This is a genomic window from Ensifer sp. 4252, assembly GCF_050434565.1.
GTDB lineage: Bacteria > Pseudomonadota > Alphaproteobacteria > Rhizobiales > Rhizobiaceae > Ensifer.
In genome coordinates this window covers 55,339-68,427 of sequence record NZ_JBNDIU010000003.1, presented here as the reverse complement: position 1 = coordinate 68,427, position 13,089 = coordinate 55,339, and the positions used below count along the sequence as shown (strand labels likewise).

Annotated in this window: 11 protein-coding genes; all 11 read left to right on the top strand. The window is 63.6% G+C overall.

Going from position 1 to position 13,089, the window contains the following annotated elements; translation table 11 throughout:
- Positions 1 to 113 precede the first annotated feature (113 nt).
- Positions 114 to 1,067: a nucleoside hydrolase gene (locus ABIE33_RS09365; RefSeq protein WP_429124167.1), complete on the top strand. Its 954-nt coding sequence runs from the start codon at positions 114 to 116 to the stop codon at positions 1,065 to 1,067.
- A 91-nt stretch (positions 1,068 to 1,158) separates the two neighbouring features.
- Positions 1,159 to 2,169, top strand: coding sequence for a ligase-associated DNA damage response exonuclease (locus tag ABIE33_RS09360; protein WP_429124705.1), 1,011 nt, complete (start codon positions 1,159 to 1,161; stop codon positions 2,167 to 2,169).
- A gap of 2 nt (positions 2,170 to 2,171) precedes the next feature.
- On the top strand, positions 2,172 to 3,785 hold the full coding sequence (locus ABIE33_RS09355; protein WP_429124165.1) for a cisplatin damage response ATP-dependent DNA ligase: 1,614 nt from the start codon (positions 2,172 to 2,174) through the stop codon (positions 3,783 to 3,785).
- A gap of 68 nt (positions 3,786 to 3,853) precedes the next feature.
- Positions 3,854 to 4,042, top strand: a complete 189-nt coding sequence (locus tag ABIE33_RS09350) for a DUF3008 family protein (RefSeq protein ID WP_429124163.1) — start codon at positions 3,854 to 3,856, stop codon at positions 4,040 to 4,042.
- 103 nt (positions 4,043 to 4,145) lie between these two features.
- Complete coding sequence (locus ABIE33_RS09345) at positions 4,146 to 6,815, top strand: bifunctional diguanylate cyclase/phosphodiesterase (RefSeq protein WP_429124161.1); 2,670 nt, start codon at positions 4,146 to 4,148, stop codon at positions 6,813 to 6,815.
- 257 nt (positions 6,816 to 7,072) lie between these two features.
- Positions 7,073 to 9,982, top strand: coding sequence for a monovalent cation/H+ antiporter subunit A (locus tag ABIE33_RS09340; protein ID WP_429124159.1), 2,910 nt, complete (start codon positions 7,073 to 7,075; stop codon positions 9,980 to 9,982).
- Positions 9,982 to 10,329 (top strand): Na+/H+ antiporter subunit C, encoded by a 348-nt coding sequence (locus tag ABIE33_RS09335; RefSeq protein ID WP_025428214.1) that lies wholly within the window; start codon positions 9,982 to 9,984, stop codon positions 10,327 to 10,329. The genes ABIE33_RS09340 and ABIE33_RS09335 overlap by 1 nt, the downstream gene beginning before the upstream one ends.
- Positions 10,298 to 11,941 carry a monovalent cation/H+ antiporter subunit D gene (locus tag ABIE33_RS09330; RefSeq protein ID WP_429124157.1) on the top strand — a complete coding sequence of 548 codons (1,644 nt, stop codon included), beginning with the start codon at positions 10,298 to 10,300 and terminating at the stop codon, positions 11,939 to 11,941. The genes ABIE33_RS09335 and ABIE33_RS09330 overlap by 32 nt, the downstream gene beginning before the upstream one ends.
- A gap of 3 nt (positions 11,942 to 11,944) precedes the next feature.
- The gene (locus ABIE33_RS09325; protein WP_429124155.1) at positions 11,945 to 12,430 is read left to right on the top strand and encodes a Na+/H+ antiporter subunit E; all 486 of its coding nucleotides are present in this window, start codon (positions 11,945 to 11,947) and stop codon (positions 12,428 to 12,430) included.
- On the top strand, positions 12,427 to 12,708 hold the full coding sequence (locus tag ABIE33_RS09320; RefSeq protein ID WP_429124153.1) for a K+/H+ antiporter subunit F: 282 nt from the start codon (positions 12,427 to 12,429) through the stop codon (positions 12,706 to 12,708). The genes ABIE33_RS09325 and ABIE33_RS09320 overlap by 4 nt, the downstream gene beginning before the upstream one ends.
- Entirely contained in the window at positions 12,705 to 13,088 is a 384-nt protein-coding gene (mnhG, locus tag ABIE33_RS09315) for a monovalent cation/H(+) antiporter subunit G (protein ID WP_429124151.1), read from the top strand. Before ABIE33_RS09320 ends, mnhG begins: the two co-directional genes overlap by 4 nt.
- The last annotated feature ends 1 nt before the right edge of the window (position 13,089 follow it).

Genomic DNA, 13,089 nt, shown 5'->3' with positions numbered 1-13,089 from the left:
TCATCGGCTTCGACGGTGCGACCGCTCACTTGGGATCGAAGGGTGATTGACTTTCGCGGGCATCTTGCCTCCATTGCGACCCGTCAAACGCAAGAAAAAGAAAAGAAGAACACATGCACAAGGTTATCTTTGATACGGATCCCGGCATCGACGATGCAATGGCCCTCCTCTTCCTCCACCGCCACCCGGATATCGACCTCATCGGCATCACCACCGTCTTCGGCAACGCCTCAGTCGAAACGACGACGCGCAATGCGCTGTTCCTGAAGCGCGAGTGGGGCATCAAGGCACCGGTCGCAAAGGGCCTCGACAAGACCTTCAATCCGGATCGGCCGCATGTCGGCTGGCCGACCTTCATCCATGGCGATGATGGCCTCGGCAACATCGACGTGCCCGAGACGATCGACCTGCCCGTCGATCCCCGTCCGGCGCACCGCTTCATCATCGACACCGTTCGCGCCAATCCCGGCGAAGTGACGCTGATTGCCGTCGGTCGCATGACCAACCTGGCATTGGCACTGCGCGAAGATCCGAACTTTGCGCCGCTGGTGCGCGAAGTCGTGATCATGGGCGGCGCTTTCGACGTCAACGGCAATATAACGCCGGCCGCCGAAGCCAACATCCATGGCGACCCGGAGGCAGCCGACGTCGTCATGACCGCTCCGTGGCCGGTCACCGTCGTCGGTCTCGACGTCACCACCAAGACCGTGATGACCAAGGCTCTGCTTGCCGACATCGCTACGCGCGGCGGAGCGCCGGCGCAGCTGCTCTCGGACATCTCGCAGTTCTACATCACCTTTTATGAGCAGCATGTGCCTGATGGCATGGTGGTGCATGACAGCTGCGCCTGCGCCTATGTCGTGGCGCCGGACCTGTTCAAGGTGCGCAGCGGCGTCATTCGCGTCGTCTGCGGCGGCATTGCCGATGGCCAGACGATCCAGAAGCCCGACAGCCGGATGTTCCCGCCGAGCCCATGGGACAATCTGCCGAGCCAGAAGGCCTGCATCGACATCGATGCAGCGAAAACGCTGAAGCTGATCGGCGACACGCTGGCGCTGCACGACTGATGCCACCGCGGACGGGCCGGCTTGTCCAACCGTTCGAAAAACTTTGCTGCGATAGCTGGCGGACATGCGTTCGCCGGCTATCTTTATGGCCATGAAACCCGACGCCCTGCTCTACCCCGCCCCGAAAGGTCTTTATTGCGAAATCGGGGATTTCTACATCGACCCGGTGCAGCCGGTCGATCGTGCACTGATCACCCATGGCCATTCCGACCACGCCCGTGCCGGCCATGGTCACGTACTCGCCACGCGCGAAACGCTCGATATCATGCGCATCCGCTACGGCGATGGTTTCTGCGGCACCAGCCAGGCCGTTGCCCTGGGCGAGACGATGGTGGTCAACGGCGTGGAGGTGCGTTTTCACCCCGCGGGCCATGTGCTTGGCTCGGCGCAGATTTCGGTAATGGCCAAGGGCACGCGCATCGTCGTCTCGGGCGATTACAAACGACGCCGCGACCCGACCTGCCCGTCGTTCGAACCGGTCCCATGCGACGTCTTCATCACCGAGGCGACATTCGGCCTGCCGGTCTTCCACCATCCGGACGACCGCACCGAGATGCAGAAGCTGCTGACGTCGCTAAAGCAGTTTCCCGAGCGTACGCATGTCGTCGGCGCCTATGCACTCGGCAAGGCGCAGAGGGTGATCGCCCTTCTGCGTGAGCAGGGCTACGATGAGCCGATCTATATCCACGGCGCCCTGCAGAAGCTCTGCGACTACTATCGCAGCGAAGGCATAGATCTCGGTGAAATCCGCCCGGCGACGCTTGCCGCCGACGAGAAGCAGGATTTTTCCGGCACCGTCGTCATCGGCCCGCCCGCGGCCTTCGCCGACCGCTGGGCGCGGCGCTTCGTCGATCCGCTGGCGATCTTCGCCTCGGGCTGGATGATGATCAGGCAACGGGCCAAGCAACGCGGCGTGGAGCTGCCGCTGGTGATCTCCGACCATTGCGACTGGCCCGAACTGACCCAAACGATCCGTGAGATCGGCCCGGCGGAAGTCTGGGTCACCCATGGCCGCGAGGAGGCGCTGGTGCGCTGGTGCGAACTCGAGGGCATCGCCGCACGGCCGCTGCATCTCGTCGGCTATGACGACGAGGGGGAGTGAGGATGAAGGCCTTCGCCGAGCTGCTCGACCGCCTCGTGCTCACCCCGCAGCGCAACGCCAAGATCCGGCTGCTGGCGGATTATTTCCGCACCGCGCCCGATCCGGACCGCGGTTATGCGCTCGCGGCGATCGCCGGCACGCTGTCGCTTGCGACGGTCAAGCCGGCGATGATCCGCGACCTTCTGCTCGAGCGCATGGACGAGGTGCTGTTCCGCTATTCCTACGATTATGTCGGCGATCTCGCGGAGACGGTGTCGCTGGTCTGGGAGCCGCCTGTCGGCGTGGTGCCGGACGATATTCCGCTCGGCGACGCGATCGAAAAGCTGCAGGCGACCGGCCGTGCCAATGTGCGCAGCGTCGTTCGCGACATGCTCGACCGGCTCGACACTTCGGCGCGCTTCGCCTTCCTGAAACTCGTGACCGGCGGCCTGCGCATCGGCGTCTCCGCCAAGCTCGCAAAGCAGGCGCTGGCCGAGATGGGCGGCAAGGACGTCAGCGAAATCGAAACCCTCTGGCACGGCCTCGCGCCTCCCTACCTGCCGCTCTTCCAATGGCTGGCGGGAGAGGCGGAAAAGCCGGTGCTCTCGACGCCTGCCGTCTTCCATTCGGTGATGCTCGCCACCCCGGTCGGCGAAGGCGACCTCGATGGGCTCGACCCGAAGGATTTTGCCGCCGAGTGGAAGTGGGACGGCATCCGCGTGCAACTCGCCAATATCGGCGGCACCAGACGGCTCTACTCACGCAGCGGCGACGAAATCTCCGGCGCTTTCCCTGATGTGCTGGAGGCGGCCGACGTCCCGGGCATCATCGACGGCGAACTTCTGGTCGGCGGCACCGCCCGCACCAACCGTGCCACCCGGACCTTTTCCGACCTGCAGCAACGGCTCAACCGCAAGACCGTCAGCCGCAAGATGCTGGACGAATACCCGGCCTTCATCCGCGCCTACGACGTGCTCTTTTCGGGCGAAACCGACGTCCGGGCGGAAGGTTTTCTCGCTCGGCGGGCGATCTTGAGCGACCTTGTCGAACGGGCCTCGCCGCAGCATTTCGACCTGTCGCCGCTCGTGCCGTTTTCCTCCTGGGACGAACTCGACCAACTCCGGTCCGACCCGCCCGACCCCGTCATCGAAGGCATCATGCTGAAACGGCTGGATTCGCCCTATACCGCCGGCCGCGCCAAGGGTCCGTGGTTCAAATGGAAGCGCGCCCCCTATAATGTCGATGCGGTGCTGATGTATGCGCAGCGCGGTCACGGCAAGCGCTCAAGCTACTACTCCGATTTCACCTTCGGCGTCTGGACTGAGATCGACGGCGCGGAAATGCTGGTGCCGGTGGGCAAGGCCTATTTCGGCTTCACCGATGCCGAATTGGAAACTCTCGACCGCTTCGTCCGGGACAATACCACCGAGCGCTTCGGCCCGGTACGCGCCGTGCGGGCCGAGCCCGATTTCGGCTTCGTCGTCGAGGTCGCCTTCGAGGGCATCAACCGCTCGACCCGGCACAAGTCGGGCGTTGCCATGCGCTTCCCGCGTATCGCGCGGCTGCGGCAGGACAAGCTGCCGCATGAGGCCGACCGCCTGGAGACCTTGCAGGCGATGATCGAGAGCAAATCGTGATCCATCGCGGGGAACCGGCCCGCCCAGCCTGCGTTAGAGCTATTCGAACGCACGTAAGGAGATGCGACATGCCTGCAAAATCCAAGGCGCAACAGAAGGCGGCCGGCGCAGCGCTCGCCGCCAAACGCGGAGACATGAAGAAATCCGAACTCAAGGGCGCGTCACGCGAAATGGAAAAATCCATGACCGAAGGCGAACTTGAAGAACTTGCGGAAACCAAGCGCAAGAAACTGCCCGAGCGGAAGACGGCAAAATGACCTCGGGCAAGCATAAAAGCCGGAACTAAAACAATAATTGTTAATACCAATTTGGGATCATCCCGGTCGTTTCGTATCATTCGCACGCCACCGGGGTGATCTTGTGCCTGCCAGACATGCCTTCCACCTCGGGAAGAAGAAACTCTCCAGGGTTCTGACGCCGAACTACCTTCCCGCGATTATCGCCTCGTTCGTTGTTCTCGTGGCCGGCATCCTCGCAGACAATCAGAACCAGGTGGTCTCCGAGGCGCGCGTGCGTTCCCAGGTCGCCGACGAACTCAATCCGATCCGGTCCAAACTCGAAGCCAGCATCAACGGCAATATCCAGCTCGTACGGGGCCTGATCGGCACCATCGTTACCGAACCGGGCATGGATCAGGAGCGTTTCGCCGCGCTTTCCCGCAGCATCTTCACCGAACGCTCCCAGCTTCGCAGCATTGCCGCAGCGCCCAACCTCATCGTGCGCATGGCCTATCCCTTGCAGGGCAACGAAAAAGCGATAGGGCTCGACTATCGCAAGAACGATGCGCAGCGCGCCGCGGTCATGAAGGTCAAGGACACGGGCAAGATGGTGCTCGCCGGTCCGGTGGATCTCGTCCAGGGCGGGCGCGGACTGATCGGCCGGTTCCCGGTGTCGATCGATGCCGGTGGCGGCAGCAACCGTTTCTGGGGCATCGTTTCCGCCGTCATCGATGTCGATCGCCTCTACAATGACAGTGGCCTCCGCTCTTCCAAGCTGGGCATCGATATCGCCATCACCGGCCGAGACGGGACGGGCAGCGGCGGAACGGCCTTCTTCGGCGACCCCGTGGTTTTTGATCAAGCACCGGTCGAGATGACCGTCCGGCTTCCCGGCGGCTCCTGGCACATCGCCGCCGTTCCCAAGGGTGGCTGGCCGCACACCCCGCGCAATGCGTGGCTGATCCGCGCCCTGATCGTTGCCGGCGGCCTGATGATCATCCTGCCGATGCTGCTGACGGGCCGTTTGATGAGCGAGCGCCAGAACAACATTCGCGCTCTCAGACAGAGCAAGGCGCAATTGCAGGAGCTGTCGCACCGCCTGAAGATCGCGCTCGACAGTTCGCAGATCGGCATCTGGGAGCTCGACATCGCCAGCGGCAAGCTGCTCTGGGACGAGCGGATGAAGGAGCTCTACGGAAAGACCGGATCGGTGCGCAAGGCCTATGACGACTGGAAAACGACTTTGCATCCCGACGACATTGACCGGGCAGAAGAGGAGTTCGCCGAAGCCCTTGCGTCGGGCAGCGCCTATAATTCCGAGTTCCGAATCCGGCTACCGGACGACACCATCCGGCATATCCGCGCTATCGGCTCGACCTATGACGGCGCCGACGGGCGCAAGAAGATCGTCGGCGTCAACTGGGACGTGACCGCCGACATCAAGACCCGCGCAACCCTGTCGGAAGCCAAGCGCCAGGCCGAGGCGCACAGCGCCGAACTGGAGGCCGCGCGCCACCGCATGGAGTTCAATGCCCTGCACGACCCCTTGACCGGCTTGCCGAACCGGCGCTTCCTCGACCAGGTGCTTGCAGACAGAAGTCATCACTTCGATGCCGAGGCGAGGCTCAGCATCTTTCATATGGATCTCGACCGCTTCAAGCAGATCAACGACACGCTCGGGCATGCGGCCGGCGACGAAATCCTGCGCCATGCGGCCGAACTTCTGCGCACCAACGCCAAGGAGAAGGACTTCGTTGCCCGCATCGGCGGCGACGAATTCGTCATCGTCCGCCCGGAGGATAGCGCCGAACCCGACGCGCGGCTGGCAGCATGCATTATCGAGGCAATGAGCGTTCCGGTTCGCTACAAGGACCAGGAGTGCCGCATCGGCGTCAGCATCGGCATCGCAGCCCAGTCCAAACCGACCGACGACCTGGCGCAAATCCTCGTCAATGCCGACATCGCCCTTTACGAGGCCAAGCGCCGCGGCCGCAACCGGCATGAAATCTTCACCGGCGACCTGAAGACTGCCGTGTTCAAGACCAAGCAGACCGCCGACGAGATCCTTCGCGGTCTGGAGCACAAGGAATTCATCGCGCATTTCCAGCCGCAGTTCTGCCCGAACAGCCTGGAAGTCATCGGTGTCGAGGCGCTCGCGCGTTGGGACCACCCGACCAAGGGCTTGCTGGGTCCGCACACCTTTCTCAAGACCGCCGAAGACATCAACGTCGTCGCCTCCATCGACCAGGTGATCCTGGAGCAGGCGCTGTTCCAGATCTATCGCTGGGAAGCCAACGGCATCCGCATCCCGAAGGTCTCGGTCAACCTCTCCTATGCCCGCCTGCACGACGAGGGCCTGATCGGTCGTCTCGAACAGTTGCAGATCCCGCGCGGCCGCCTGTCCTTCGAGCTTCTGGAATCGATCTCCTTCGATGAGAGCGACGTCACCGTGCTGTCCAACATTCGCCGGATCAAGGAACTCGGCATCGATATCGAGATCGACGATTTCGGCACCGGCTATGCCTCGATCCTCAGCCTGTTGAAGCTCACTCCGCGGCGGCTGAAGATCGATCGCCAGCTGATTCTGCCGATCCTGAACTCGCCGGCCGAAAAGCGCCTCGTCGAATCGATTATCGATATCGGCACTTCGCTCGGCATCGAGGTGATCGCCGAGGGCGTCGAAACGCTCGAGCACGCCCGCATTCTGCAGGAACTCGGCTGCCACGGCCTTCAGGGCTATGCCTTTGCCCGGCCGATGAGCGCCAACGATCTTGCCGCCTTCGTTTTCGAGCGCAGGTGGCAGGCCGCCTGACGTCGCCTTCGGTCGGCTGCGACAGTTCGGCGCGCACTTGAGCTGGCCAAAAATGACGCGATCTCACATTTTTCCCGCCATCAAGGCTTGGCAGCCCACGGGAAAATCGTCATAAAAACATACGGCTGTTACCGCTATGCGGACCATGACGGCGTCGTCTGCGACCGTTGCATTCGCGATGGTTCTTGAGGGGCTTCGGCACCCAATCTCCAATATGCCCAAGAGAAGGGAACGGTACGATCGAATACGCGGGGAAATTGCTTTCTGTCTTCATCCTAGCCCCGTTTGCGGGAAGCCTCATTGCAATCTTCTTTCCGTCCGATCAACGCGGCGCAACGGCCTGGTTCGCAGGCGCGATCGCGCTTCTCTGTTTCCTCGTTGCAGCCTGCCTCTACCCCTTCGTCACCTCGGGCGGCGTTCTGCGCTATGAACTTGCCTGGATGCCCGAGCTCGGCCTCAACTTCACCTTGAGAATGGACGGCTTTGCCTGGCTGTTCACGGTGCTGGTGACCGCGATCGGCGTGCTCGTCGTGCTCTACGCGCGCTACTACATGGCGGCAGAGGATCCGGTCCCGCGCTTCTTTGCGCTGTTCCTCGCCTTCATGGGATCGATGCTCGGCGTTGTGCTCTCCGGCAATCTGATCCTGCTTGCAGTCTTCTGGGAGTTGACGAGCATCGTCTCCTTCCTGCTGATCGGCTATTGGCACCACAATGCCCACGCCCGCGACGGCGCGCGCATGGCGCTGACGATGACCGGTATGGGCGGGCTCTGCATGCTTGTCGGTCTGCTGATCATGGGCCGCGTTGTCGGCAGCTACGACCTTGACGTCGTGCTCGCCTCCGGCGACACGATCCGCAATCACCCGCTCTATGTCACGATGCTGGTCCTGATCCTGCTCGGGGCCTTGACCAAGAGCGCGCAGTTCCCGTTTCATTTCTGGCTGCCGCACGCGATGGCAGCACCAACCCCTGTCTCGGCCTATCTGCATTCGGCGACCATGGTGAAAGCGGGCGTGTTCCTGCTCGTGCGGTTCTGGCCGGTTATGGCCGGCACCGAGGCCTGGTTCTGGATCGTCGGATTGGCCGGCCTGACGACACTGCTTCTCGGCGCCTATTTCGCCATCTTCCAGCAGGACCTGAAGGGGCTTCTGGCCTATTCGACCATCAGCCACCTCGGACTGATCACGGTGCTGCTCAGCCTCGGCAGTCCGCTGGCCGCGGTCGCCGCCGTCTTCCACATCGTCAATCACGCGACCTTCAAGGCATCGCTGTTCATGGCGGCCGGCATCATCGACCATGAGACCGGAACGCGCGACATGCGCAAGCTCGGCGGGCTCATACGCTACATGCCGGGAACCGCCATGCTCGCCATGGTCGCGAGCGCAGCGATGGCCGGCGTGCCGCTGTTGAACGGCTTCATCTCGAAGGAGATGTTCTTCGCCGAGGCGATCGAGACGCATCAGGCCAACCTGCTCGATACGATTACGCCCTATGTCGCCACGCTCGCCGGCATGTTCGCGGTGACCTATTCGCTGCGCTTCATCCACAGCGTCTTCTTCGGCAAGACCCCGAACGATCTGCCCAAGATCCCGCATGAGCCGCCGCGCTGGATGCGGGCGCCGATCGAGTTCCTCGTGCTCGCCTGCCTCGTCGTCGGCATCATCCCTGCGATTACCATCGGCCCGTTCCTGCACACCGCCGTCGTGTCGATCCTCGGTGCCAGCACCCCGCAGTACAGCCTCTCGGTCTGGCACGGCTGGAACCTGCCCCTGATCATGAGCTTCGTGGCGCTTCTCGGCGGCATCGGCCTTTATTTCCTGATGCGCAACTATCTGGCGACCAGCACCGAAGGGCCGCCGGTCTTCCGCCTGCTGCACGGCCAGCGCATCTTCGAGCGGGTGCTGGTGACCCTGTCGTGGAAGTGGGCGCGTTCGCTCGAGCAGAAGCTCGGCACGCGCCGGCTGCAGCCGCAGATGCGGTTCCTGGTCTTCGTCGCGATCGTCGCCGGCGCCCTGCCGCTTCTCATCAATCACTTCGAACTGCCGCCACTTCTCGTGCGCGGCATCGATCCGGCCTTCGCCCTGCTCTGGGCGATCGGCATCGCCTGCGCCGTAGGGGCTGCCTACCAGGCGAAGTTCCACCGTCTCGCTGCCCTCGTGCTTCTCGGCGGTGCCGGCCTCGTTACCTGCATCACCTTCGTCTGGCTGTCGGCCCCCGACCTTGCCGTTACCCAGCTCCTCGTCGAGATCGTCACGACGGTACTGATCCTGCTCGGCCTGCGCTGGCTGCCCAAGCGCATCGAGGACACGCAGGAATCCGAATTGCTGTCACTGCGCGTTCGCCTGCGGCGCCTGCGCGACTTCGTGCTGGCCATCGTGGCAGGCGGCGGCGTAGCGCTGATCGCTTACACGGTCATGACGCGCCCGATGCCGGAGACCATCGCCAGCTACTTCCTCGAGCGCGCCTACAAGGAAGGCGGCGGCACCAATGTCGTCAACGTCATCCTCGTCGACTTCCGCGGCTTCGACACGCTCGGCGAGATCGCCGTGCTGGCAATCGTGGCCCTGACCGTTTTTGCGCTGCTGCTCCGCTTCCGTCCGCAGGCCGACAGCCTGGAGGCGCCGGAACAGCAGCAGGTCCAGAATGCCTTCGACGACGACCACCCCGATCGCGCCAAGGGCGACAGCGTCGCCGAGTATCTGTTCGTTCCATCGGTAATCATGCGATGGATGTTCCCGGTCAGCGGCATGCTGGCCGCCTATCTCTTCCTGCGCGGCCATGACCTGCCGGGTGGCGGTTTTGCGGCCGGCATCGCCATGTCGATCGGCTTCATCCTGCAATACATGTCCGGCGGCACCCGTTGGGTCGAGGAGCGGTTGCGCATTCATCCGCTGCGCTGGATGAGCATCGGCATCATCGTCGCAGCGGCAACCGGCATCGGTTCGTGGCTGTTCGGTTATCCGTTCCTGACCTCGCACGCGCAATATGCCACCCTGCCGATCGTCGGGAAATTCCCGCTGGCAAGCGCGATCTTCTTCGACCTCGGCGTCTTCTCGCTGGTGGTCGGGGCGACCGTGCTCATCCTGATCGCGCTTGCCCACCAGTCGATCCGCGCACCGCGGGCCCATGCCCGTGCCGCCCTTCGCGCCGGAAAGGAGGCAAAATAATGGAGATCATCCTGTCTGCCGCCATCGGCGTTCTCACCGCCTCGGGGGTCTATCTTCTGCTCCGGCCGCGCACCTATCAGGTGATCATCGGCCTGTCGCTGCTCTCCTATGCCGTCAATCTCTTCATCTTCAGCATGGGACGGCTGCGCGTGAACGCACCCCCCATCCTCGAGCCCGGCGGCGTCGGCGATCTCTCGCGCTACACCGATCCAGTGCCGCAGGCGTTGGTGCTGACCGCGATCGTCATCGGCTTTGCCATGACGGCGCTCTTCCTCGTCGTGTTGCTCGCCTCGCGCGGCTTCACCGGCACCGACCATGTCGACGGGAGGGAGCAGCGCAGTGACTGATTGGCTGCACCACCTGATGATCCTGCCGATCCTGCTGCCGCTGATGGTCGGCGCGGCGATGATCCCGATCGACGAGCGCAACCGCATGGTCAAGGGCGTGATGGGCTTCGTCTCGACGCTCGCCCTCTTCGTGCTCTCCATGGTGCTGATGCGCGCTAGCGCCTCGACCGAAGGCTTCCTTGCCGGTACCAGCGTCTACCAGCTCGGCAACTGGCCGGCGCCGTTCGGCATCGTCTTGGTGCTCGACCGGCTCTCGGCGCTGATGCTCTGCCTGACGAGCGGCCTGGCGCTCGCCGCCCAGGTCTATTCGATCGCCCGCTGGCACACCGCCGGCCATCACTTCCATTCGCTGTTCCAGCTTCTGATCGCCGGCCTCAATGGTTCGTTCCTGACCGGCGACCTGTTCAATCTCTTCGTCTTCTTCGAGATCATGCTGGCGGCATCTTATGGCCTGCTGCTGCACGGCTCCGGCCCGCTGCGCGTCAAGGCCGGCCTGCACTACGTCGCGATCAACCTTGCCGCCTCGTCGCTGTTCCTGATCGGCGTCAGCCTGATCTATGGCGCGACCGGCACGCTCAATATGGCCGACCTCGCCGTCAAGCTCGCGAGCATTTCGCCGGAAAACCGGCAGATGGTCGAAGTGGGCGCCGGCATCCTCGGCGTCGCCTTCCTGGTCAAGGCCGGCATGTGGCCGTTGAGCTTCTGGCTGCCGACCGCCTATTCGGCGGCGACCCCACCGGTCGCCGCCGTCTTTGCGGTGCTGACGAAGGTCGGCATTTACGTCATCCTGCGTCTGTCGCTGCTCGTCTTCGGCGCCAATGCCGGAGTGTCCGCCGGCTTCGGCCAGACGCTGCTGGTGGTCGGCGGCATGCTGACGATCGCCTTCGGCGCGATCGGCGTGCTGGCTTCGCAGGCGATGGCCCGGCTTGCCGCCTATTCGGTGCTCGTCTCCTCGGGCACCCTGATGGCGGCGATCGGCCTCGGGCACTCCAGCATGATTGCCGGAGCGCTGTTTTATCTCGTCAGCTCGACGCTGACGATCTCGGCCTTCTTCCTGCTGATCGAACTGGTGGAGCGCGGCCGCGACGCCGGCGCCGACGTTCTGGCGGTGACGATGGAGGCCTATGGCGACGCTGACGAGGACGAGGAACCGGAGGAGGCGGGTGCCGCCATTCCCGGCACCATGGCCGTGCTCGGCCTCTGCTTCTGCCTCTGCGCGTTGCTGCTTGCAGGCCTGCCACCGCTCTCCGGCTTCGTCGCCAAGTTCGCGATCCTGAGCGGTCTCTTCGGCCTCTCCGGCCCCGAGGCGGCTCCGGCGATATCGGCGGCCGACTGGACCTATGTGACATTGCTGATCCTGTCCGGCCTCTCCGCCATGATCGCCATGAACCGTGTCGGCATCCGCACCTTCTGGGCCTCGATCGAAAACACCGTACCGCGGGTCTTCGTCATCGAGATTGCCCCTGTCGTGGTGCTGCTCGGCGCCTGCATCTTCCTGAGCCTGCAGGCAGGCCCGACGATGCACTACATGCAGGCGACGGCGGACTCCCTACTCGATCCTTCTGGCTATACCCAGCGCGTCCTCACGGCGCCGCGTGTGGGAGGGCAGTAGCCGATGCGCACCTGGTTCCCCTACCCGCTGCTGTCCGTCGGCCTGCTGATCATCTGGATGCTGCTGAACCAGTCGGTTGCTCCCGGCACCATCGTCATGGGCACGATCCTCGGCGTGGCGCTCGCCTGGGTGACGCTGAAGCTCCATCCGGCCCGCTCGCATCCGCGCCGGATGCTGCTGATGCTGCGCTTCGGCGCCAGCGTGTTCGTCGACGTCATCCGCTCCAACATCGCAGTGGCGCTCGTCATCCTGCGCGTCGGCCGCCGGGCGCCGAATTCCGGCTTTCTGACCGTGGACATCGACATCGAGGACGAAAACGCGCTTGCCCTCCTCGCTTGCATCATGACCGCGACACCCGGCACTGCGTGGCTTGAATATGATCGCGGCCGGAAATCGCTGCTCTTCCACGTGCTCGACATGGAGAACGAGGAGGTCTGGATACAGACGGTGAAGCGCTACGAGGCCGGTTTGAAGGAGATGTTCAGATGACGGAGCTGGCAATCATCTGGTCGATCCTCGCAGCCCAGATCATGATCGGGCTGGCGATGGCATTCGCGCTCTACCGCATGGTCAAGGGACCGCGGGCGCAGGACCGCATCCTCGGTCTCGATACGCTCTACATCAACGCCATGCTGATGCTGCTCACCTTCGGCATCCGCACCGCCAACAGCATCTATTTCGAGTCCGCACTGATCGTCGCGCTGATCGGCTTTGTCTCGTCGATCGCCTTCGGCAAGTTCCTGATGCGTGGGGAGGTGATCGAATGAGCCATCTGACCGACCTTCCGACCTGGGCCGCCATTGTCGTCTGCGGGCTCGTTCTGCTCGGCGCGGCGATTGCGCTGATCGGCTCGCTGGGCCTGCTCAGGCTGCCGGATTTCTACACCCGGCTGCATGCGCCGACGCTTGCTACCAGCGGCGGCGTCATCCTGATCTGCACCGCCTCGATCGTCTGCTTTGCCGTGCTGCAGAGCCGCTGGGTGTTCCACGAAGTCCTGATCATCGTCTTCGTCATCATGACCACGCCGGTCACGCTGATGCTGCTCGGCCAGGCCGCACTCTACCGCGACCGTGTCGAGGAACGCCGCGGCGTCCCGCGGAAGCAGAAACCGCTTCCCGTACAGCCCCCCGAAGAGACCAAAGAATAGA

Bases quoted from the DNA above. Each gene is read 5' to 3' on its own strand.
- ABIE33_RS09355 (WP_429124165.1), top strand. From the start codon at position 2,172: ATGAAGGCCTTCGCCGAGCTGCTCGACCGCCTCGTGCTCACCCCGCAG.
- ABIE33_RS09320 (WP_429124153.1), top strand. From the start codon at position 12,427: ATGACGGAGCTGGCAATCATCTGGTCGATCCTCGCAGCCCAGATCATG.
- ABIE33_RS09335 (WP_025428214.1), top strand. From the start codon at position 9,982: ATGGAGATCATCCTGTCTGCCGCCATCGGCGTTCTCACCGCCTCGGGG.
- ABIE33_RS09350 (WP_429124163.1), top strand. From the start codon at position 3,854: ATGCCTGCAAAATCCAAGGCGCAACAGAAGGCGGCCGGCGCAGCGCTC.
- ABIE33_RS09325 (WP_429124155.1), top strand. From the start codon at position 11,945: ATGCGCACCTGGTTCCCCTACCCGCTGCTGTCCGTCGGCCTGCTGATC.
- ABIE33_RS09330 (WP_429124157.1), top strand. From the start codon at position 10,298: ATGTCGACGGGAGGGAGCAGCGCAGTGACTGATTGGCTGCACCACCTG.
- mnhG (WP_429124151.1), top strand. From the start codon at position 12,705: ATGAGCCATCTGACCGACCTTCCGACCTGGGCCGCCATTGTCGTCTGC.
- ABIE33_RS09365 (WP_429124167.1), top strand. From the start codon at position 114: ATGCACAAGGTTATCTTTGATACGGATCCCGGCATCGACGATGCAATG.
- ABIE33_RS09360 (WP_429124705.1), top strand. From the start codon at position 1,159: ATGAAACCCGACGCCCTGCTCTACCCCGCCCCGAAAGGTCTTTATTGC.